General features: G+C 73.7%; 15 protein-coding genes and 1 riboswitch. Of the genes, 2 read left to right on the forward strand and 13 right to left on the reverse strand.

Features of this window, described 5'->3' with window-relative positions; genetic code table 11:
- From cobJ to C6N31_RS05525, 13 genes are all read right to left on the reverse strand, one after another.
- Entirely contained in the window at window positions 1–1,707 is a 1,707-nt protein-coding gene (gene cobJ, locus C6N31_RS05465) for a precorrin-3B C(17)-methyltransferase (protein WP_138355017.1), read from the reverse strand.
- Window positions 1,704–2,966 (reverse strand): precorrin-6y C5,15-methyltransferase (decarboxylating) subunit CbiE, encoded by a 1,263-nt coding sequence (gene cbiE / locus C6N31_RS05470; protein WP_138355043.1) that lies wholly within the window; start codon window positions 2,964–2,966, stop codon window positions 1,704–1,706. Before cbiE ends, cobJ begins: the two co-directional genes overlap by 4 nt.
- 133 nt (window positions 2,967–3,099) lie before the next feature.
- Window positions 3,100–3,900: a precorrin-4 C(11)-methyltransferase gene (gene cobM / locus C6N31_RS05475; protein ID WP_138355016.1), complete on the reverse strand. Its 801-nt coding sequence runs from the start codon at window positions 3,898–3,900 to the stop codon at window positions 3,100–3,102.
- Window positions 3,897–4,625, reverse strand: coding sequence for a precorrin-2 C(20)-methyltransferase (cobI, locus tag C6N31_RS05480; RefSeq protein WP_138355015.1), 729 nt, complete (start codon window positions 4,623–4,625; stop codon window positions 3,897–3,899). Before cobI ends, cobM begins: the two co-directional genes overlap by 4 nt.
- Window positions 4,622–6,130: a cobyrinic acid a,c-diamide synthase CobB gene (locus C6N31_RS05485; protein WP_198357181.1), complete on the reverse strand. Its 1,509-nt coding sequence runs from the start codon at window positions 6,128–6,130 to the stop codon at window positions 4,622–4,624. Before C6N31_RS05485 ends, cobI begins: the two co-directional genes overlap by 4 nt.
- Complete coding sequence (gene cobO / locus C6N31_RS05490; RefSeq protein WP_138355013.1) at window positions 6,127–6,723, reverse strand: cob(I)yrinic acid a,c-diamide adenosyltransferase; 597 nt, start codon at window positions 6,721–6,723, stop codon at window positions 6,127–6,129. The genes C6N31_RS05485 and cobO overlap by 4 nt, the downstream gene beginning before the upstream one ends.
- A complete protein-coding gene (locus C6N31_RS05495) occupies window positions 6,723–8,735 on the reverse strand; it encodes a putative cobaltochelatase (protein ID WP_198357182.1) in 2,013 nt (670 codons plus the stop codon). The genes cobO and C6N31_RS05495 overlap by 1 nt, the downstream gene beginning before the upstream one ends.
- On the reverse strand, window positions 8,732–12,379 hold the full coding sequence (gene cobN, locus C6N31_RS05500) for a cobaltochelatase subunit CobN (protein WP_138355011.1): 3,648 nt from the start codon (window positions 12,377–12,379) through the stop codon (window positions 8,732–8,734). The genes C6N31_RS05495 and cobN overlap by 4 nt, the downstream gene beginning before the upstream one ends.
- Window positions 12,376–13,935, reverse strand: coding sequence for a cobyric acid synthase (locus C6N31_RS05505; RefSeq protein WP_138355010.1), 1,560 nt, complete (start codon window positions 13,933–13,935; stop codon window positions 12,376–12,378). The genes cobN and C6N31_RS05505 overlap by 4 nt, the downstream gene beginning before the upstream one ends.
- Window positions 13,932–14,894, reverse strand: coding sequence for a cobalamin biosynthesis protein (locus C6N31_RS05510; protein WP_138355009.1), 963 nt, complete (start codon window positions 14,892–14,894; stop codon window positions 13,932–13,934). Before C6N31_RS05510 ends, C6N31_RS05505 begins: the two co-directional genes overlap by 4 nt.
- Window positions 14,895–15,001: 107 nt before the next feature.
- Window positions 15,002–15,196, reverse strand: a riboswitch (cobalamin riboswitch).
- 103 nt (window positions 15,197–15,299) lie between these two features.
- Window positions 15,300–15,533 (reverse strand): hypothetical protein, encoded by a 234-nt coding sequence (locus C6N31_RS05515; RefSeq protein WP_138355008.1) that lies wholly within the window; start codon window positions 15,531–15,533, stop codon window positions 15,300–15,302.
- A 25-nt stretch (window positions 15,534–15,558) separates the two neighbouring features.
- Entirely contained in the window at window positions 15,559–16,803 is a 1,245-nt protein-coding gene (locus C6N31_RS05520; protein WP_138355007.1) for an inorganic phosphate transporter, read from the reverse strand.
- 188 nt (window positions 16,804–16,991) lie between these two features.
- Complete coding sequence (locus C6N31_RS05525) at window positions 16,992–18,383, reverse strand: NAD(P)/FAD-dependent oxidoreductase (protein WP_138355006.1); 1,392 nt, start codon at window positions 18,381–18,383, stop codon at window positions 16,992–16,994.
- Between the two features lie 116 nt (window positions 18,384–18,499).
- On the opposite strand from C6N31_RS05525, the gene C6N31_RS05530 reads away from it, so the two are divergent.
- Window positions 18,500–19,147 (forward strand): class II aldolase/adducin family protein, encoded by a 648-nt coding sequence (locus C6N31_RS05530; protein ID WP_232484797.1) that lies wholly within the window; start codon window positions 18,500–18,502, stop codon window positions 19,145–19,147.
- A gap of 82 nt (window positions 19,148–19,229) precedes the next feature.
- Entirely contained in the window at window positions 19,230–20,345 is a 1,116-nt protein-coding gene (locus tag C6N31_RS05535) for an alpha/beta hydrolase (protein ID WP_138355005.1), read from the forward strand.
- Window positions 20,346–20,360: the final 15 nt, after the last annotated feature.

Below are 20,360 nucleotides of genomic sequence, written 5' to 3' on the forward strand. Positions count from 1 at the left end.
TCATGCCTGCCACCGGTAGCCGCGCGGGGTCACCATGCGGCCGGCCACGTTGCGGGTGGCGGTGTTGCCGACGGTCACGACGGTCACCATGTCGACCGTCGTCACATCCAGCGCCGCGATGGTCGTCACCTCGCTGCGCTCGTCAGGCCGGGACGCGGCGTGCACGACGCCGACCGGGGTGCCGGGCTCCCGGTGCTCCGCGAGCAGCGACAGCGCCTTCGGCAGCTGCCAGTCGCGGCCCCGGCTGCGCGGGTTGTAGAAGGTGACGATCAGATCGGACTCGGCCGCGGCGCGGACCCGGCGCTCGATGACGTCCCACGGTGTGTGCAGGTCCGACAGGCTGATCGACACATGGTCGTGGCCCAGCGGCGCACCCAGGATCGCGGCGGCGGCGAGCGCGGCCGTCACCCCGGGCACCCCGACGACGTCGATGTCGTCCGCGGCCTCGGCGAGCGCGGGGGAGGCCATCGCGTAGACGCCCGCGTCACCGCTGCCGATCAGGGCCACCGCATGGCCCGCGCGGGCCTGCTCCACAGCGGTACGCGCCCGCTCCTCCTCGGCACCCAGGCCGGATTCCAGGATCCGGGTGCCGGGCCGCAGCAGGTCCCTGATCTGGTCGACGTACTGGTCCAGGCCGACGATCACCGATGCCCGGCGCAGCTCCTCGCGGGCCCGCGGCGTCAGCAGGTCACGTGCGCCGGGACCGAGCCCGACCACCGAGAGCCGGCCGCGCGGACGGCGCCGCGCCACGGCGGCGGTCGCCATCGCGGGACCCTCCTGCGGCGCGGACTTCCGCTTGGGCACCAGCAGTTCGCCGCCCGGTGCCGCCGCGAGCGCCGCCGCCTCGGCGACCGACGGGGTGCCGACGGCCGCCAGCGGAGCGTCCGACGGGTTCGGTACGTCGATCCCGGCGAGCCGGTCCGCGGTGTACGTCAGCAGCGGCACCCCGAGCCGCTCGGCGGCCTCGACGATCCCCGCCTCGTCCGCCTTCGCGTCCACGGTCGCCAGCGCCGCGACCGAGCGGGGCGAAAGACCCGCGTCGGCGAGCGCGCTCCCGATCAGCGTCAGCACCTCGTCGGCCGGCACTCCCCGGCTGCCGCCCACGCCGACGACCAGCGACGGCGGGCGCAGCAGCACGGTCCTGGCGGCTGTATCCGCTGCGGCCACACGGTCGGTGACGATCAGTGAGACGTCACTGTCAGTGGCGGCGGTTACGTTGGGTGGCAGAGCAGGAAGGGGGTGGACGCCATGGGGGGTGTCCAGATGTACGGGGTCGCCGTCGAGGATCGCGCGGCTGACGGCCGCGACCGCGCCGTCGACGGGCCAGCCCAGCATGTCGAGTCCTGGCACCCCGGCGGCGTCGGTGGCGGTGCTGATCACCGGACGGCAGCCCAGTGCGTCGGCGACGCGCTGCGCCAGCTCGTTCGCACCGCCGCCGTGGCCGCCCAGCAGCGCTATCGCGTGCTGATGCGTCTCGTCCACCGTGACGACACCGGGATCGGTGTCCTTGCCCCGCAGCAGGGGGGCGATCAGGCGGACGACGGCGCCGGTGGCGAGGAAGCACACCAGTTGCTCGCATTCGGCGAACGCGCGACCGACCGCCTCGCGGACCGGCCCGTCGTAGACCCGGACCTCGTCGGGCCAGGCGGCGGCCAGGTGTTCGCAGCCGCGCTGCCCCGCCGAGGTGGCGGAAATCAGGCCGATCACAGAATTGCTCCTTCGGTGCCGGGCCGGGTGGCCCACAGGACGAATACGGGATTGTTGGCGGCGAGCCGGGTGACGCCGCCCGGCAGCGGTGCCAGCCGGGAGGACTGCAGCAGCAGACCGTCCGGTTCGAGACCGGCCGCGGAGAGGGCGGCGCGTACGTCGCCGACGCGGTCGACGGCCGCGAGGGTCACGACCACGGTCCGCCGGGCGCGCCTGGCGCAGGCACCGACGATGGCGGGCAGGTCGCGCCCGCCGCCGCCGATGAAGACGGCGTCCGGGTCCGGGAGCTGGGACAGCACGGTCGGGGCGGCGCCGTGCACGATCTGCACGTCCACACCGTGGGCCGCCGCGTTCGCCCGGATCCGCTCGATGCCGTCGGGGGTCTGTTCGACGGCGACCGCGGCGGCGCCGAAGCGGGCGCACTCCACGGCCACGGAACCCGATCCGGCCCCTATGTCCCACACGAGGTCACCGGTGCGCGGGGCGAGCCGCGACAGGGCCAGGGCACGCACCTCGAACTTGGTGATCATCGAGTCGCGGTACCCGAACGCCTCCTCGGGCAGCGCCCAGCCGGCCGGCGCGGGCGGCGGACCGGCGACGATCCGCTGGACCGGTGACAGCACCCGCGCCTCGTCCAGACAGAGCACGACACTCACCCCGGTGCCGGTCCAGTCGCGGACGGCGGCGTCGGCGGGGGAGACCCGCTCGACGGTCTCGTCCGCCGTGCCGAGAGCCGCCGCGACCACCAGCGTGCGCTCGAGGCCGGTCCGGGCCAGTGCGGCGCCCAACTCGGCGGGACCGGCCCCGGGACCGGTCAGCACCGCGGTCTTGGGGTGCGCGCGGCACACGTTGACGGCCGTTCGCGGATCACGGCCGTGCGCGCTGACGACGACCGCGTCGTCCCAGGACAGCCCCAGCCGGGCGAAGGCCACCGCGATGGAGGGGGAGGACGGGCGGACGTCCAGGGTCTCGGGGCCGAAGCGCGCCCCGAGGGCCCGGACGATGCCGAAGAACCCGGGATCACCGGAGGCGAGCACGGTCACCCGCCGGTCCTGGTGCTCCGGCGAGCCGAGGTGCCGCTCGATGCCGTCGAGGGCCGGGGCGAGCGGGCCGAGGACGATCTGCTCCACGCCGGCCGGCAGCCGCGCCGCCTCCAGATGGCGCCGCGCGCCGACGACGAGCGTGGCGCCTGCCGGAGCCGTCGCGGCGACGTCGGTACCGGTGCCCGTGCCGGTGGTGCCGGTGCCGATGACGGTGATCGCGCCGGGCGCGGGCGTGCCGGCGGTACGCGGCAGCTCAGGCTCGCGCGGGCCGGGCTGGGCGTACTGCTCGTACGGCGTCCGGCTCAAGGCCGTCCCTTCCTTCCGGGGTCGTGTCGCTGGTGGGGGCGGCTTACGCCTTGGACTCGCGCAACGCGCGCCGGGCCACCGGGTCCGCCCTGCGGAAACCGTGGAAGTGGCCCGGGTGGTACAGGTGCGAGCGGGTGCCGGACGCCGCGAGCGCCGGGCCGACGAGGAAGAGCGTGTGCTTCCAGAGCTTGTGCTCCTTGACCGTCTCCTCCAGCGTCGCGATCGTGCAGCGCAGCACGAGCTCCTCCGGCCAGGTCGCCTGATAGGCGATCACGACCGGCGTCTCCGTCGGATAGCCGCCCTCCAGCAGCTCCGTGACCAGCTGGCCCGACCGGGCGGCCGACAGGAACAGCGCCATCGTCGTGCCGTGCCGGGCGAACTCCCGTACCTCCTCGCCCGGCGGCATCGGCGTCTTGCCGCCGCCCAGCCGGGTCAGGATCACGGACTGCGCGACCTCGGGGATCGTCAGCTCGCGCTGCGCGATGGCCGCGACCGCGGAGAAGGACGAGACACCCGGGATGATCTCGACCTCGATGCCGAGCGTGTCGCACCGGTCGACCTGCTCCTGCGTACCGCCCCACAGGGCCGGGTCGCCGGAGTGGATCCGCGCCACCTTCAGGTCCTCGGCCTGCGCCCGCTCGTAGACCGCGACGACGTCCTCCAGCGACATCGTCGCCGAGTCCAGGATCTCCGCGCCCTCACGGGCGTGCTCCAGCACCTCCGCCTGCACCAGGCTCGCCGCCCAGATGACGATGTCCGCGGCCGCGATGGCGCGGGCCGCCCGGAACGTCAGCAGGTCGGCGGCGCCGGGCCCTGCCCCCACGATGGTCACCTTGCCGGTCACAGCTTGCCTCCACGGGTGTCCCGGCGGGCGGGAGCGATCAGTGTCGAGAGATAGGGGAGCGGGCCTTCGAGCAGCTCGGAGGCGGGGCGGATGGACTCCTCGGGCAACCCGAGCGCGGAACCCCACACGGCGCCCTCGGTCCTGCCGGTCTCCCGCAGCGCGGTCGCGACCTCCGCCGCCAGCCGGCCGAACTTGTACGCCACGACGGTGCCCGGCCCCTCCAGGGCCTCCTTCAGCACCGCCGACCCGGCCGTGACGGGCACGAGCGTCAGCGGCTCGGTCCCCTCGGCCAGCACGGCACCGCTGCGCGCGGCGAGGTCCTGCATCGCGGTGATGCCGGGGACGGTCTCGACGGCGACGCCGTCGACCAGCTCCCCGACGGTCAGCGCGAGATACGTGAACGTCGAGTAGACGTTGGGGTCGCCGATCGTCGCGAACGCCACCGTGCCGTGCGTCCGCAGCAGTTCGGCCACCTGCTCGCCCGCCGCGTCCCACGCGGCCTCACGCCGTGCCCGGTCGGTCCGCTCGTTCAGCGCGAACACGATCCGTACGATCTTCTCCTGCTCCACATAGTGCAGCACCGTCGCCTCGGCCCTGCCGCGTTCGAGGGTGTCCATCACGGGGACGACCACGACCGCCGCCGCCCGCAGGGCGTTCACACCCTTGACGGTCACCAGCTCCGGATCGCCGGGGCCCACCCCGACCCCGATCAGCCGCCCGCTCATTCGGAACACCTCTCCACCAGTCTTCGGGCCACGCTCGGAACGGCGGCCCAGTGCACATGCAGATACGAGGCGTGCACGCCCCCGTGGACGAATCCTTCGACACGGCGCTCCGGCCGCGTCACCCCCCACGCGGGCGTGGCGCCCGCGCCCGGTTCGATGACCGTGCGGTGGAACTCATGCCCGCGCACGCGGGTGCCGGCCTCCGCCAGCACGCTGTCCGAGACCGCCACCGCCTCGCGGTACCCGAGGGTCAGCCGCTCCGACATCCGCGCGGTCGCGTCGAGCACGCCGCACATCGGCCTCCCGTCCAGCTCCCGCGCCAGGTAGAGCAGGCCAGCGCACTCGGCGGCGACCGGCGCCCCGGAGGCCGCCAGTTCCGCCACGGCCTTGCGCAGCGGCTCGTTCGCCGACAGTTCCGGCGCGTAGACCTCCGGGAAGCCACCGCCTATCACCAGCGCGGCGGTTTCGGCGGGGAGTTGCTCGTCGCGGAGCGGGTCGAAGGTCACGACCTCGGCTCCGGCCGCCGTCAGCAGTTCCGCGTGCTCCGCGTACGAGAACGTGAACGCGGGCCCGCCCGCGACCGCAACCACCGGGGCTTCGCCCCGGACCTGGTCCAGGTGCGGGCCGGTGGCCCGGTTGTGCCCACCCTCCCCCAACCTTCGGCCGGGAGGTGCCCCCATCTCGCTTCGCTCGCCCTGCGGAACGCCTGCCCACAACTCGGGGGGTCCGGGGGGCGGAGCCCCCTGGTTTCGGGAAGGGGCGGGGCGGGGGAAGAGCCCCGTAGGGTTCCACGGGGCGGCGTCCAGGGGCGGGGCGCCGCGCGCCAGGCTCAGCAGGGCTTCCAGGTCGCAACCGGCACGGACCTGGGCGGCCATCGCGCGCACCGCGCCGACCGCGTCGGCGCTGCGTTCGGCGACCGGGACCAGTCCCAGGTGCCGGGAGGGGACGCTGACCTGTTCGGTGCGGCGCAGGGCGCCGAGAACCGGCACGCCGGACTCGTCCAGCGCCTCGCGGAGCAGAGCTTCGTGGCGGTCGGAAGCGACCTTGTTGAGGATGACGCCCGCGACCCGTACCTCCGGGTCCCAGGACGCGAAGCCGTGCACCAGCGCGGCTACGGACCGGGACTGCGACGAGGCGTCGACGACCAGCACCACCGGGGCGCGCAGCAGCTTCGCCACCTGGGCGGTCGACGCCAGTTCGCCCTGCCCCGCGGCCCCGTCGTACAGGCCCATGACGCCCTCGACGACCGCCAGATCCGCCCCGGCCGCCCCGTGCAGGAAGAGCGGGGCGATCAGTTCGGGGCCGCACATGAAGGCGTCGAGATTCCGGCCCGGGCGGCCGGTGGCGAGCGCGTGGTAGCCCGGGTCGATGTAGTCCGGGCCGACCTTGTGCGGGGACACGGCGAGGCCGGCCCCGGTGAAGGCCGCCATCAGCCCGGTGGCCACGGTGGTCTTGCCGCTGCCCGAGGAGGGCGCGGCGATGACCAGACGGGGGAGGGACGTCACCACTCGATGCCCCTCTGGCCCTTCTGGCCCGCGTCCATCGGGTGCTTGACCTTCGTCATGTCGGTGACGAGGTCGGCGGCCTCGACCAGCTTCTCCGGCGCGTTGCGGCCGGTGATGATCACATGCTGGGTGCCGGGGCGGTCGTTGAGGACCTGGATCACCTCGTCGATGTCCACCCAGCCCCAGTGGATCGGGTACGCGAACTCGTCCAGCACGTACAGCTGGTACGTCTCGGCGGCCAGGTCCCGCTTGACCTGCTCCCAGCCCTCCTTGGCCGCTTCCTCGCTGTCGGCGATGTCGCGCTGCACCCAGGACCAGCCCTCGCCCATCTTGTGCCAGGCGACGGTGCCGCCCTCGCCGGAGTCGCCGAGGACCCGCAGCGCCCGCTCCTCGCCGACCTTCCACTTCGCCGACTTGACGAACTGGAACACCCCGATCGGCCACCCCTGGTTCCATGCGCGCAGCGCGAGCCCGAAGGCGGCCGTCGACTTCCCCTTGCCGATGCCGGTGTGCACGATGGTCAGCGGCCGGTTGCGGCGCTGGCGCGTCGTGAGCCCGTCGTCCGGCACGCTGCTCGGCTGTCCCTGCGGCATTACGCGGCCCTCCGCACATCACGTACGAGCGCGGACACGGTGTCCGCGCGCAGTTCCTCCAGCGTCACGGCGGTCCCGGCGAGGTCGAGCGCCAGCGCGCCCGCCAGGCCGAGCCGCACGGGACCCGACTCGCAGTCGACGACGACCGACGCCACGCCCTCGGCGTTCAGCAGCCGCGCCGCCCGCGAGGCCAGCTGTACGGGCTCGGGTCCGCCGGTCGCCCGGCCGTCCGTCACCACGACCAGCAGCGGCCGGCGGGACGCGTCCCGCAGCCGCTCGATCCGCAGCACCTCGCGCGCCTTCAGCAGCCCGGCCGCCAACGGCGTCCGGCCGCCCGTCGGCAGCACCTGCAGCCGCGCCGCGCCCGCCTCGACCGACGACGTCGGGGGCAGCGCCAGTTCGGCGTCCGCGCCGCGGAAGGTGATCATCCCGATCTTGTCGCGCCGCTGGTACGCGTCCATCAGCAGCGACAGGACGGCGCCCTTGACGGCGGTCATGCGCTGCCGGGCGGCCATGGAGCCGGAGGCGTCGACGACGAACAGCACCAGATTCGACTCCTTCCCCTCCCGCACCGCCTGCCGCAGATCGTCCTTCCGGATCACCAGACCGGGACCGCTGCGCCCGCGGGCCCGCTGGTGCGGGGCCGCCGCGTGCACCGTCGCCGCCAGATGCAGCTTCGTCAACTGGCCCTGCGGCCGCCGCGCGCTCGTCGTCCTGCCGTGCGCGGTCCGCGCCCGCGACCGGCGGCCTGCCGCGCCCTCGCCCATACCGGGGATGGTGAACGCCTTGGTCTTGAACGGCTCGCCCGCCGGCGCGGCACTCTGCTCGCCACCGCCCGACGCCCCGCCCTGCTGCTGACCGGCGGACTCGTCGGGTGCGGGAGTCTCCTCCGGACTCTCCTCGGGCCCGTCCTGCGGTCCGTCGTCAGGACCACCCTCCGGCGGCTGCCCGCCGCCGTCGTCGGGGCCGTCCGGATCCGGGTCGTCCTCCGGGTCCGGGCCGCCGCTGTTCTGCTCCAGCGTGTCGTCGAGCTTCGACTCGTCGAGGCCCGGCGCGTCGAAGGGGTTGCGGCGGCGCCGGTGCGGCAGCGCCAGCAGCGCCGCCTGCCGGACGTCCTCCGCGATGACCTCGGTCCGCCCGTCCCACGCGGCCAGCGCGGTCGCGGTACGCGCCATCACGATGTCCGCGCGCATCCCGTCGACCTCGAACGCCGCGCAGGTCGCGGCGATCTGGCGCAGCGCCCGGTCACCGAGCACCACGGACGGCAGCAGCGCCCGCGCCGCCACTATCCGCGCCCGCAGCGCGTCCTCGTCGCCCGACCACTTCCCGGCGAACGCCGCCGGGTCCTCGTCGTACGCGAGCCGGCGCCGTACGACCTCGACGCGCTCGTCCGTCTCGCGGGACGCCGCGACCTCCACCGTCAGCCCGAACCGGTCGAGGAGCTGCGGGCGCAGCTCGCCCTCCTCCGGGTTCATGGTGCCGACGAGCAGGAAGCGGGCCGCGTGCCGTACGGAGACGCCCTCGCGCTCGACGTAGGAGGCGCCCATGGCGGCGGCGTCCAGCAGCAGGTCGACCAAGTGGTCGTGCAGCAGGTTCACTTCGTCGACGTAGAGCACGCCCCGGTGCGCGTCGGCCAGCAGCCCCGGTTCGAACGACTTCTTGCCCTCGGACAGCGCCCGCTCGATGTCCAGCGAACCGACCAGCCGGTCCTCAGAGGCACCGACCGGCAGCTCCACCATCCGCGCGGCGCGGGCGGTGCCCGCGCCGATCGCGTGCGGGCCGTCCGGGCACGCCGGGTCCGGCGCCGCCGGATCGCACGAGAACCGGCACCCGCCGACGACGGCGACGTCCGGCAGCAGCGAGGAGAGTGCCCGCACGGCCGTCGACTTGGCGGTGCCCTTCTCGCCGCGCACGAGCACACCGCCGACCGCCGGCGATACGGCGTTCAGCAGCAGCGCGAGCCGCAGGTCGGTCATCCCGACGATCGCGGTGAACGGATAGGGGGTGCTCATGAGTCGCCTTCCAGGTCGCCTTCGAGCTGCAGATAGATCTCGCGGAGCTGGTTCAGGGTCTCCGGGTCGGGCTCGGCCCACAGACCTCGGTCGGCGGCCTCCAGCAGCCGTTCGCTGATGCCGCGCAGCGCCCAGGGGTTGGACTTCTTCATGAAGTCCTGGTTCTCCTTGTCGAACACGTACTCCGCCGCGAGCCGCTGGTACATCCAGTCGTCCACGACGCCGGCCGTCGCGTCGTACCCGAAGAGGTAGTCGACGGTCGCGGCCATCTCGAAGGCGCCCTTGTAGCCGTGCCGGCGCATGGCCGCCATCCAGCGGGGGTTGACCACGCGGGCGCGGAAGACGCGGTGCGTCTCCTCGCCCAGGGTGCGGGTCTTGACCTGGTCGGTGGTTGCGCTGTCGCCGACGTAGGCGGCGGGGGAGACACCCGTCAGGTGGCGGGTCATCGCCACCATGCCGCCGTGGTACTGGAAGTAGTCGTCGGCGTCGACGATGTCGTGCTCGCGGGTGTCGACGTTCTTCGCGGCGACCTGGATCCGGCGGAACGCCTGCTCCATGTCCCCGCGCGCCGCGCGGCCGCCCAGGCCGCGCCCGTACGCGTAGCCGCCCCAGACCGCGTAGACCTCGGCGAGGTCGGCGTCGGAGCGCCAGTTGCGGGCGTCGATCAGCGGCAGCAGGCCGGCCCCGTAGGCGCCCGGCTTGGAGCCGAAGATGCGGGCCGTGGCACGGCGGCGGTCGCCGTGTTCTGCCGTGTCCTCGTCGGCGTGGGCGCGGACGTAGTTGGACTCGGCGGGCTCGTCGAGTTCCGCGACGGCCTGGACGGCGTCGTCGAGGAGCTGGATGACGTGCGGGAAGGCGTCGCGGAAGAAGCCGGAGATGCGGACCGTCACATCGATGCGCGGGCGGCCCAGCTCCTCCAGGCCCACCACCTCGAACCCGGTGACGCGGCGTGAGGCGTCGTCCCAGACCGGGCGGCAGCCCAGCAGGGCGAGGATCTCGGCGATGTCGTCGCCCTGGGTGCGCATGCACGACGTGCCCCACACCGTCAGGCCGACGGACTTCGGGTACGCGCCGGTGTCGGTGAGGTGCCGCTCCAGCAGCGAGTCGGCCAGCGCCGTGCCGACGTCCCAGGCGAGCCGGGACGGGATGGCCTTCGGGTCGACGGAGTAGAAGTTGCGGCCGGTCGGCAGGACGTTGACCAGGCCGCGGGTCGGGGACCCGGACGGGCCGGCCGGTACGTAGCCGCCGCGCAGCGCCCGCAGGATGTTGTCGATCTCGTCGGTGGTGCGCTCCAGCCGGGGCACGACCTCCTCGGCGGCGAACTCCAGGATCCGCACGGCGTCCCGGACGGGCGAGCCGAGCACCTCCGTCACGATCCCGGGGGCCGCGGCCCGGCTCCAGCCGGACTCCTCCATCGCCCCGGCCAGCCGGCGCGCGAGTGTCTCCAGCAGGTCGACGGCGTCGGCAGCCGTTCGCGCCGGCCCGTCGGCCAGCGCGGTCAGTGAGGCCGGCACCGCGAGCCGGGCGCCGGGTTCGGCGAGCAGCGCCTTCTCGTCGAGGCCGAACGCCTCGGCCATCGCGGCCCGCAGTCCCGGCAGCGCGGCGCCGACGCCGCCCCACACCTGGGAGGAGCGCAGGATGGCGAGCACCAGGTTGACCCGGGCCCCGCCGACGGGGCCGCCGCCGAGGATGTGCAGACCGTCGCGGATCTGCACGTCCTTGATCTCGCAGAGCCAGCCGTCGATGTGCATGACGAACTCGTCGAAGGCGTCCTCGTCGGGCTGGTCGTCCACGTGCAGGTCGTGATGGAGCTCGGCGGCCCGCACCAGCGTCCAGATCTGGCTGCGGACGGCCGGGGTCTTCGTCGGGTCCAGGTCCGAGACGAGCGCGTACTCGTCGAGGAGCTGTTCCAGCTTGGCGAGGTCGCCGTAGGTGTCGGCGCGCGCCATCGGCGGCACCAGGTGGTCGACGACGGTGGCGTGGCCGCGCCGCTTGGCCTGCGTGCCCTCACCCGGGTCGTTGACGATGAACGGGTAGACGAGCGGCAGTTCGCCCAGCACCGCGTCCGGCGCGCAGCCCGCCGACAGGCCGAGGCCCTTGCCGGGCAGCCACTCCATGGTGCCGTGCTTGCCCATGTGGACGATGGCGTCGGCGCCGAACGTGTTGTCGAGCCAGCGGTAGGCCGCCATGTAGTGGTGCGACGGCGGCATGTCCGGGTCGTGGTAGATCGCGATCGGGTTCTCCCCGAAACCGCGCGGCGGCTGGATCATGACCACGACGTTCCCGAACTGCAGGGACGCCAGGACGATGTCCTCGCCGTCGAGGTAGAGGGTGCCCGGCGGCTCTCCCCAGTGCTCCAGCATCCCCGCGCGCAGCTCGGGGTCGAGCGTCGCGAACCACCGCTGGTAGTCGGCGAGCGGAACCCGGGCCGGGGCGGCGGACAACTGCTCCTCGGTGAGCCACTCGACGTCGTGGCCGCCGGCGGCGATCAACCGGTGGATCAGCTCGTCGCCGTTGTCCGGGTACCCGTCGACGGCGTATCCGGCGCCGCGCAGCGCGTCCAGCAGGCCGACGGCCGAGGCGGGGGTGTCGAGGCCGACCGCGTTGCCGACCCGCGAGTGCTTGGTGGGGTACGCGGTGAAGACGACCGCGAGCTTCTTCTCCGGGTTCGGCTTGTGCTTGAGCGCGGCGTGCCGGACCGCGATCCCGGCGACGCGCGCGGCGCGTTCGGGGTCGGCGACGTACACCGGGACATCGCCCTCGCCGGTCTCCTTGAAGGAGAACGGGACGGTGATCAGCCGGCCGTCGAACTCCGGGATCGCCACCTGCATCGCCGCGTCCATCGGCGACAGCGCCGCGTCGGAGGCCGCCCAGGCCGCGCGGGACGAGGTCAGGCACAGGCCCTGGAGGACCGGGATGTCCAGATCGGCGAGCGCGCCGATGTCCCAGGCCTCGTCGTCCCCGCCCGCCGAGGCGTCGGAGGCGCGGGTGCCGCCGGACGCCAGGACGGTCGCGACCAGTGCGTCCGCCCGGCCCAGCAGTGCGTACAGGCCGGCGTCCGCGCCGCGCAGCGTCCCGCAGTACACGGGCAGCGCGTTGGCGCCCTTCGCCTCGATCGCGGCGCACAGCGTGTCCACGAAGCCGGTGTTCCCGGACAGTTCGTGGGCGCGGTAGAAGAGCACCCCGACGGTCGGGCGGCCCTCGGTGAACGGGTACGCGCCGTGCGTCCCGTACTGCGGCATGGTGGCCGGGGGTTCGAAGCCCTCACCGGTCAGCAGCACCGTGTCCGACAGGAAGCGGGCCAGCTCCACCAGGTTCGCCGAGCCGCCCTCGACCAGATAGCGCAGCGCCTCCGCGACGACGCCCGCCGGAACCGAGGACTCCGCCATCAGTTCGGCGTCCGGCACCGACTCCCCGCCGAGCAGCACCGTCGGGATGCCGGACGTGCGCAGCGCGGCGAGTCCGTCCTCCCAGGCGCGCTTGCCGCCGAGCAGCCGCACGACGGCGATGTCCGCGCCCTCGGTCAGCGCGGCCAGGTCGCCGGGGCCGACCCGGGTCGGGTTGCCGATCCGGTAGTCCGCACCGGAGGCGCGGGCCGCCAGCAGGTCGGTGTCGGCGGTGGACAGCAGCAGAACGGTGGTCACGGTGCCCCCGGAGCAAGGAAGGGTAGGCCGGCGGGTGCGCCGTCCTCGATGAGCCGCATGAGCGCGGCGGTGTCCGCGTGTTCTTCGATCAGGTCGCCGAGGCGGTCGAGCTGTTCCTCGCGCAGCGCCCCGAAGGAGGTGCCGGGTGCGGGGACGAAGCGGCGGCCGGCCTGTTCGGCGATCCGGCGCAGGAAGGCGCGGCGGAAGCCGTCGCTCTCCAGCGAGCCGTGCCAGTGGGTGCCCCAGACGGCGCCCGACCGGCAGCCGTCCAGTGCCCGACCGTTGTCGGCGGTCATGAACGGCCCGTCGCCGCCGAGCACTTCCGCGACCCCGTGGTGGATCTCGTACCCCTCGACCGGTTCGCCGAGCGCCTCGCCGACCGGCCGGGCCAGGGTCTTCTCCGCCGCGAACCGGACGCGGACGGGCAGCAGTCCGAGCCCGTCCACCCGGCCGGCGCGCGACTCGATCTCGTCCTCGATCGTCCCGCCGAGGATCTGGTAGCCGCCGCAGATGCCCAGCACCGGACGGCCCTCCGCGGCCCGCCGGACGATCGCGTCGGCGAGCCCGCGCTCGCGCAGCCAGGCCAGCGCTCTGACAGTGCCCCGGGTGCCGGGCAGCACCACCAGGTCGGCGTCGGCGAGTTCCTGCGGCCGGTCGACGAAGCGCACGACGACGCCCGGCTCGGCGGCCAGCGCGTCGACGTCGGTGAAGTTCGACATCAGCGGCACGGCGACGACCGCGACCCGCAGGATGTCCTCGCCGTGCGGCGGGGTGACGACGGACTCCCGTACGGCGCCGCGCATCGAGACCCGCAGCCCGTCCTCCTCGTCGATGCCCAGCCCGTGCGCGAACGGCAGCACGCCGTACACCGACCGGCCGGTCAGCCCGCGCAGCATGTCCAGGCCCGGCTCCAGCAGCGAGACGTCGCCGCGGAACTTGTTGACGAGGTAGCCGCAGACCAGTTCCTGGTCCTCGGGGCTGAGCAGCGCCGTCGTGCCGAAGAACGAGGCGAAGACGCCGCCCCTGTCGATGTCGCCGACCACCACGACCGGCAGCCGTGCCGCGCGGGCCAGGCCCATGTTCACGATGTCGTTGTGCCGCAGGTTGATCTCGGCCGGACTGCCCGCCCCTTCACAGATCACCGCGTCATACGTGCCCCGCAGTTCGGCCAGGCACTCCACCACGACGGGGAGCAGCGTGGACTGTTTCCCACCGTGGTAACCGCGGGCGCTCATCTCTCCCACCGGCTTGCCGAGCAGCACCACCTGGCTGCTGCTGTCGCTGCCGGGCTTGAGCAGCACCGGGTTCATCAGCGCCGTCGGCTCGACCCGCGCCGCCTGCGCCTGCATGGCCTGCGCCCGCCCGATCTCCGCGCCCTCGCGCGTCACGAACGAGTTCAGTGACATGTTCTGCGCCTTGAAGGGCGCGACCTTCACACCCTGCCGGACCAGCCAGCGGCAGATGCCCGCCGTGACGACGCTCTTGCCCGCGTCGGACGTGGTCCCGGCGACCAGCAGCCCTCCGCCGGTGCGGCTCGCGCCGCGCGTACTGCTCATCGGGTTCCCTTCTCGGTGGATGCCGACAGCGCGGTGACGGCCAGCCGCCCGCCGGCGCAGACCGCCAGCGCCAGCACGCCGACGCGGCGCGAGAGCCGTACGGCGCGGGCGATGTCGGCGACCTCGGGCGGCCGGTTGCCGGCGCCCAGCACGGCGCGGTGCTCCACGCGGCCGGCGTAGGCGAGGGTCCCGCCGAGCCGGACGCCCAGCGCGCCCGCGAAGGAGGCTTCCACCGGGCCGGCATTGGGGCTGGGGTGGCCGGCGGCGTCGCGGCGCCAGGCGCGCAGCGCGCCGCGCGGATCGGGTCCCGCGAGCGTGGCGAGGACGGCGGTCAGCCGGGCGCCGGGCCAGCCGGCGACGTCGTCGAGGCGGGCGGAGGCCCAGCCGAACCGGCGGTAGCGCGGCGACTTGTGGCCGGCCATCGCGTCCAGGGTGTTGACGGCGCGGAAGCCGACGAGCCCCGGGACACCGGCGGCCGCGCCCCACACCAGGGCGCCGACGACCGCGTCCGAGGTGTTCTCGGCCACGGATTCCACGACGGCCCGTGCGATCTGCGCGGCGTCCAGGGCCTGCGGGTCGCGGCCGCACAGGTTCGGCAGCCGCTCACGGGCCGCTGCGAGGTCGCCCGCCTCCAGCGCCGCGGCGACCGCCAGCGCTTCACGGCCCAGCGAGGTGCCGCCCAGCACCGACCAGGTGGCGGCCGCGGTCAGGGCGACGGTGGCGGTGGGGGAGGAACGGACGGTCCGTGCGGCCAGCGCGGCGGCGGCGGTCGCGCCGCCCGCGCACAGCGCGGTGTACAGCGCGCCGTGGCCGCGGTGGTCGCGCCACAGCCGGCGTTCGGCGGCGGCCGCGGCGCGGCCGAACACGGCGACCGGGTGGCCGCGGCGTGGATCGCCCGCGATCAGGTCGCCGAGATGGCCGAGGGCGGCGCCGCACGCGAAGGCGTGTCCGGCTCGCACGGCGTCAGCCCGCCGTCACGCCTCGACGGGACAGGGCCTGGGGATCCGGTGGAGTACGACGGCGGCCGGGCATGGCAGGAGTCCTCACTCAGGGTCCGCGCCCTGGTTCGACGTGACCGGCGGTTGAGAGTCTCCTGGCTCCCGGGTCCGCGCACCCCGGACCGTCCGGCCGATCGCTCGGGCCTGACGTTCGGGTTGGGGTGCACTCCCCGGTGACAGTGGCGGGACCGCGCCGGATTCACACCGGACTTCCTCTCCTACCGCCGTATGGCACCGGGCAGTCCACCACGTGCCGCGAACCCCGTCAACTCGCTGTTGACCTGCGACGGAAGATGTGCGAAGGCCCACACCCGCGGGTTCGCGGATGCGGGCCTGCGCCGTCGGCGCGCCGTGCGTCGCAGAGGATCAGGCGACGATCAGGAAGATGCCGTACGCCACCGCCGCCGCGCAGAGCGCGAAGCACGCGTAGGCGCCGGTCCGGGTCAGGACGGCGGAACCGCCGGAGACGGCGGCTCCGTCCGTGCCGGACTCGCGCTTGGCGAGTCCGACGATGCCGAGGGTGAAGACGCCCACCAGCCCGATGGTCACCGCGAGGGTGACGCCGAGGACGGTACCGAGGGCCTGCCAGTCGATCTGCATGGTGCTGATTCCTTCCGTGCCGGGATCAGGCCGTGGCCGGTGCGGCGTCGGCGGGGGAGGCGACGGCCGCGGGAGCCGGGATGGTCGCGGCGAGCGGGGCGACCGGTCCGGCGGGCGGCGGGCTGACGGCCGCGATGGCGGCGGTGACCGCACCCTGCGACTCGACCGGGAGCTCGTTGACGTTGCTGTGGTCGATCGGCTTGCGGCGCGAGGCGAGCCAGATCGCGGTGCAGGCGGCGAGCGCCAGGACGGCGACCCCGGCGATGCCCCACGTGCCCTGGTCGGCCAGCAATGCGGCCCCTGCGGCCACCAGGCCGGCGGCGGGCAGCGTCAGGCCCCACGCGGCGACCATGCGGCCCGCGGTGCTCCAGCGGACCACCGCGCCCTTGCGGCCGACACCGGAGCCCATCACGGAGCCCGAGCAGACCTGGGTGGTGGAGAGCGCGAAACCGAGGTGCGAGGAGGCCAGGATGGTGGCCGCGGCGCCGGTCTGGGCGGCGAAGCCCTGCGGTGCCTCGATGTCGGTGAGGCCCTTGCCCATCGTGCGGATGATGCGCCAGCCGCCGAGGTAGGTGCCGAGCGCGATGGCGGTGCCGGCCGAGACGATGACCCACATCGGCGGGTCGGCGTGCGGGGCGACGACTCCGCCGGTGATCAGCGCGAGGGTGATGACGCCCATCGTCTTCTGCGCGTCGTTGGTGCCGTGCGCGAGCGAGACCAGGCCGGCCGAGGCGATCTGCCCGGCCCGGTAGCCCTTGGCGGTCGCCTTCGGGTCGCTGTTGCGGCCGATCCGGTAGGTGAGCTTGGTGGCGAGCATCGCCGCCAGGCCCGCGACGACCGGGGCGGCGAGCGCCGGGATCAGGACCTTCATGACGACCTTGTCGCCGTTGACGCCATGGGCGCCGACGGAGACCAGGGTCGCGCCGATGAGGCCGCCGAACAGTGCGTGGGAGGAGCTGGACGGGAGCCCGGCCAGCCAGGTCAGCATGTTCCAGACGATGGCGCCGACCAGACCCGCGAAGATGACTTCCGGTCGGATCCCCGCGCTCTCGTCGATGATGCCGCCGGAGATGGTCTTGGCGACTTCCACGGACAGGAAGGCGCCGAGGAGGTTCAGCACGGCGGACATGGCCACCGCCGTCTTGGGCTTGAGCGCGCCGGTGGAGATGGTGGTGGCCATCGCGTTGGCGGTGTCGTGGAAACCGTTCGTGAAATCAAACACGAGAGCGGTCACGATCACGATTCCGATCAGGAGCGTGATGTGTTCCATTTACCCAGGCAATCGTTTGATCGGACAGTGGCGGTGGCGACCGTACGGAGCCTGAGTGAACGGAAGGTTAACTGGCGGCGGCCGCATGGTGCCGGTGCCCGCGGACCGGATTCTTCAGGCCATGCCGGGTGTTGGGGCGACTGCGCTGCCGCCGGGGACCCGGCCCGGCACCGCCCCCGGAATTCGTTTCAGTGCCGCCCGGAGATCCGGTCCGCGACGCGTGCCACCGGGTCCGTTTCGCTGCTGCGCCCGGACAGCTCACGGCGGTCCGCGCCACGGTAGGCCGCGTACATTCCGTGCACCCCGATCCAGCGGAACGGCTCAGGCTCCCAACGCCGCACCCGGTGGCCCACCCAGGGCAGCGCGGTCAGTTCGGTGCCGTGCCCCTGACCCGAGTCCAGCTGCACCAGATCGCGCAGCGTGCGCGCCGCCAGGTTCGCCGTCGCGACGCCGCTGCCGACGTAGCCGCCCGCCCAGCCGAGCCCGGTGGCCCGGTCCAGCTCCACGCTCGCACACCAGTCGCGCGGCACGCCCAGCACCCCTGACCAGGCATGTTCGATCGCCACCCCGGCGGTCGCGGGGAAGAAGCGGACCAGGATCTCGCGCAGCGCCTCGACCGTGGCCGGCTGCGTCCGTCCGTCGTTGTCCGTCCGCGAACCGAAGCGGTACGGCACCCCGCGGCCGCCCAGCGCGATCCGGTCGTCGGCCGTGCGCTGCGCGTACATGTACGCGTGCGCCATGTCGCCGAGCGTCTCGCGGCCCTCCCAGCCGATGGTGTCCCACACCTGCCGCGGCAGCGGCTCGGTGGCGATCATCGAGGAGTTCATCGGCAGCCAGGACCGCTTCTGCCCCTTGAGTGAGGCCGTGAAGCCCTCCGTGCAGCGCAGCACGTACGGGGCGCGCACCGTTCCGTACGGGGTGATCGCGTGTTTCGGCTTGATCTCGGTCACCGTGGTGGACTCGTGGATCACTACGCCCAGCGCCTCGACGGCCTTCGCCAGCCCCTGCAGAAGCTTCACCGGATGTATACGGGCGCCGTGCGGCGTCCAGGTGCCGCCGGAGGTCCCGGCGACCCGGATCCGCTCCGCGGACTCGCCCGCGCCCAGCAGCAGCCGGTCCTTCTCGCCGAAGGCCACCTCCGCCGCGTGGAACGCCTTCAGCCGGGCGAGCTGCGCGGGGGAGTGCGCGACCTCCAGCACCCCGCCCTTGACGATGTCGGCGTCGATGCCCTCCTCGGCGGCGATCCGCACCACCTCGTCGACCGTCTCGTTCATCGCGTGCTGCAGCGCGACCGCGGCCTCATGGCCGTGCAGCTTCGCGTACCGGTCGCGGCCCGCGATGCCGTTGTACAGCCAGCCGCCGTTGCGCCCCGACGCCCCGTAGCCGCAGAACTTCTGCTCCAGCACCGTGATCCGCAGGAACGGCACGGCCTTCTTGAGGTAGTAGGCGGTCCACAGGCCCGTGTAGCCGCCACCGACGATGCAGACGTCCGCGGTCGTGTCACCCGGCAGTGGCTCGCGCGGCGCGGGTACGCCGGTCTGCGAGTACCAGAAGGAGATGCCGCCGTTGACGGTGGTCATGATGCCCCTGCAATCCGTGATGCGATCCGGTGGGCCGTGGTGTGCGGCCGGTGGTGTGCGGGACGGTACTGCGCCCCGCGAGGACGCGGCAACGCCCAACCTGTAAGGATCGACGGATGCGCGATGCCATGGAGAAAGCCTGGTCGGAGCTGGTCGCCACGGCCCGGCGCAGTGTCACGGACGGCCTGGTGGTCGGTACGTCCGGCAATGTCTCGGTCCGGGTGGGCGATCTGGTGCTGGTGACGCCGACCGGCGTCCCGTACGACCGGCTCGGCCCCGTCGACGCGGTCGCCGTCGATCTGGACGGCCGGCAGGTCGCCGGACGGCTGCGCCCCACCAGCGAGCTGCCGATGCACCTGGCCGTCTACCGCGGCACGGGTGCGCGGGCCATCGTGCACACCCATGCGGTGCACGCCACGGCCGTCTCGACCCTGGTGGACGAACTTCCGGCGATCCACTACATGGCGGCCGCGATGGGCGGCCGGATCCGGGTCGCGGGCTACGCCCCCTACGGCACGGACGAACTGGCCGCGCAGGTGTTGCGGGCGCTGCGCGACCGCAGCGCGTGCCTGATGCGCAACCACGGCACGCTCGTGTACGGCGCCACACTCGATCAAGCGTACGACCGTACGGCGCAGCTGGAGTGGATGTGCCAGGTCTGGCTCACCGCCCGCTCGGTCCCCGGACTGACCCCCGCCCTGCTGTCGGACGCCGAGCTGGACGACGCGGGCGGGCGGCTGCGCGGCTACGGCCAGCCCGGCTGACACCGCCCGGCCGGAACCGCCGGTGACCCGGCCGGCCGCTGTCCACTGGCCGCATCGCGCCGCCCCGCCGACACTGGAACCGATGCGTATACGAACCGTGGCGGCCGTGGCCGCCACCACCGTGCTCGGTGCCGGCGCGGCCGCTGTGGCGGCCGGACGGTACGTGTCCGACCTCGCCCTCAAACCGTCCACCGACGGCCCGGAGCCGGACGAGCGGGTCACCGTCCACGCCACCGCGCCCGGCCAGGTCAGCATGACCCGCGCCCTGGCCTCCCTGCGGCCGGGCGTCTACGGGCTGTCCGGCGACGGCGTGCACGCCGCGGTCGGCGAGGTGCTGTGGACGACACCGGACACGGTGGCCCGGCGCCTGGACCGCGTCTACAGCGGCGCCCTCGACCCCGGCACGATGGTCCGGATGACGGCCCAGGTCCACGCGGGCGACCCGCGCAGCGCCCTCGGTCTGGACTACGCCGAGGTGCTGGTGCCCGGCGAACTCGGTCCCCTGCCCGCCTGGTTCGTGCCCGGGGCCCGCTCGACGTGGGTGATCACCGTGCACGGCCTCGGCGCGACCCGCGAACTCCCGCTCAATGTCCTGCCGGCCCTGCACGGCCACCGTTTCCCGGTGCTCGACCTCGCCTACCGCAACGATTCCGGCGCCCCGCCCTCACCGGACGGCCTCGGACACCTCGGCGACACCGAATGGCGCGACCTCGACGCGGCGATGAAGTACGCCGCGGAGTACGGCGCCGAGCGGTTCGTCCTCTACGGGTGGTCGACGGGCGCCACGATGGCGCTGCGGGCCGCCGACCACTCGGCGCTCCGGGGCCGGATCAGCGGGCTGATCCTCGATTCACCCGTCCTGGACTGGAAATCGACCGTGCGCGCCGCGGCGTTTTCCCACGGCGTGCCGGGAGCGCTCGTACCGCTCGGGGTGCGCGCCGCGGAGGGCCGCACCGGGCTGCATGCGGAACGCATCGCGGACGCCGCGGACCCCGCCCGGCTGAGCGTTCCCGCACTGGTCGTGCACGGCCCGGACGACACCCTCTCGTCCTGGTCAGGATCGCGCCAACTCGCCGCGAGGCGACCGGATCTGGTCACGCTCCACACCGTCCCCGGCGCCTCCCACAGCGCTATGTGGAACGTCGACCCGGCGTCGTACGAAGAGGCCCTGCGACGCTTCCTGACGCCTCTGATGTAGCGCTCGGCACGGAGC

This window comes from Streptomyces fildesensis (genome assembly GCF_016107395.1).
Classification (GTDB): domain Bacteria; phylum Actinomycetota; class Actinomycetes; order Streptomycetales; family Streptomycetaceae; genus Actinacidiphila; species Actinacidiphila fildesensis.